At 64.5% G+C, this 1,914-nt stretch carries 2 protein-coding genes; both read right to left on the bottom strand.

Annotation, left to right across the window (positions count from 1 at the left end; translation table 11 throughout):
• Positions 1-807 (bottom strand): amino acid permease (locus AC1DT2_RS22165; RefSeq protein WP_477298771.1); only part of this gene is annotated, 807 nt, incomplete at its 3' end.
• Positions 808-895: 88 nt separating this feature from the next.
• On the bottom strand, positions 896-1,914 hold a 1,019-nt coding region (locus AC1DT2_RS22160), incomplete at its 5' end, for an amino acid permease (protein ID WP_477298770.1).

The raw sequence follows: 1,914 nt of genomic DNA, 5'->3' as shown, positions 1-1,914 counted from the left end.
GATAGGCATGTCGCGTTGTGGGTTCTTCGATTCCTGCGCCGCCGTCGATGTCGCTTCGAATCCGATGTAAGCGAAGAACACCAGCGCGGCGCCGCGCAGCACGCCGGACCAGCCGTACTTGAAGCCACCCTGGTTCTCGGGAATGAACGGATGCCAGTTGGCCGTGTCGATGTGCTGGGCGCCGACGATGATCACGATAAGGATCAGCGCCACCTTAAGCGCCACCATGGCCATGTTGATGCCGGTGGATTCCTTGATGCCGACGTAGCAGAGCCAGGTCAGCGCCAGTGTGATGCCAACCGCGGGCATGTTGAAAAGGGCGCCGGTGGAGACGAGGTGTCCGTCGACGTAGTCGAGCGGCGCATTCGTCAGCGCGGGAGGGATGTGGATACCGACATGGTCCAGCAGGCTGACGAAGTAGCCGGTCCAGCTGACGGCGACCGCCGAGGCGGAGACACCGTACTCGAGAACCAAGTTCCAGCCGATGAACCAGGCGGCGCCTTCGCCGAGGGTGGCGTAGGCGTAAGAATAAGCGCTGCCCGAGATGGGAATCATCGAGGCGAATTCGGCGTAGCACAGTGCCGTGAACAGGCTGCAGATCGCGGCTAGGATGAACGACAGGATGATCGCAGGGCCGGCGTGGTCAGCGGCCGCGACGCCGGTGATGACGAAGATGCCGCCACCGATGACCGCCCCGATACCGAGCGCGGTGAGCCCCCAGGGGCCAAGTGTGCGGCGCAGGGCGGGGCCGTGCGCGTCGTCGGGTTCGGCCTGGGGAGCTTTCTTGGCAAGTAACTGCTTGAGCATGGACGGCCCGGGAAGAAGTGTCATGGAGAGAATAGTCGCAAAAGGAAAGGCCGGCGGGTGACCGCCGGCCTTTCCCGGTTCGTTTCTATCAGCCGAGCGACTTGCGCAGCTTGCTGTGCCCGTAGCCGTACAGGAAATAGATCAGCTGGCCGATGACGATCCAGCCGAGCATCAGGCGCCAGTGCTCTTCGAAGGCCTGCCAGAACAGGTAGACGCAGGAGACCGCGCCGATGATGGTGATCGGCCAGACGAACGGCACGCGGAAGCTGCGCTTCAGGTCCGGACGGGTGTAGCGCAGGATCAGCACGCCGAGGCAGACGGTGGCGAACGCGAGCAGGGTACCCATCGAGACCAGCTCACCGAGCACGCTGACCGGGAACAGGCCGGCCATGGCAGCCGCGGCGACGCCGACGATGATCGTACCGATGTAAGGCGTGCGGAACTTCGGATGCACCTTGGCCATGGTGTTCGGGAGCAGGCCGTCCTTCGCCATCGAGAAGAAGATGCGCGGCAGGCCCATGAGCATCACGAGGATGACCGAGGACAGGCCGGTGATCGCGCCGAGGATGACCAGCGCCTTCAGCCACGACAGCTGCGGGTACAGGCCCAGCGCGGTGGCGACCGGCTCCGGCGTGTTGAGCATGCGGAACGGCGCGATACCGGTGAGGACAAGTGCCACGGCGATGTACAGCACGGTGCAGACGGCCAGCGAGCCGAGGATGCCGATGGGCATGTCGCGCTGCGGGTTCTTCGCTTCACCGGCGGCGGTCGACACCGCGTCGAAGCCGACATACGAGAAGAACACGATGGTCGCGGCGCGGAAGATGCCGCCCCAGCCGAACGCGCCCGGACCTTCGGACGCCGGGATGAACGGATGCCAGTTAGCCGGGTTGATCACCTGGATGGCAAAGGCGAGGAACAGCAGGATGACCGTGACCTTGATCGTCACGATGATCGAGTTGACGAAGGCGGACTGCGTGATGCCGACGTAGCACAGGCCTGACAGCGCGGCGATGATGACCACGGCCGGCAGGTTGATCAGCGTGCCGGTGGCCTGGATATGGCCCTCGACGAACTGGAACGGTGCCGAGGCGAGCTGCATGGGGC

Source organism: Luteibacter sp. P4_E6 (assembly GCF_056401535.1).
The sequence above is the reverse complement of the archived record's forward strand: the minus strand, read 5'-3'. Positions and strand labels throughout refer to the sequence as shown.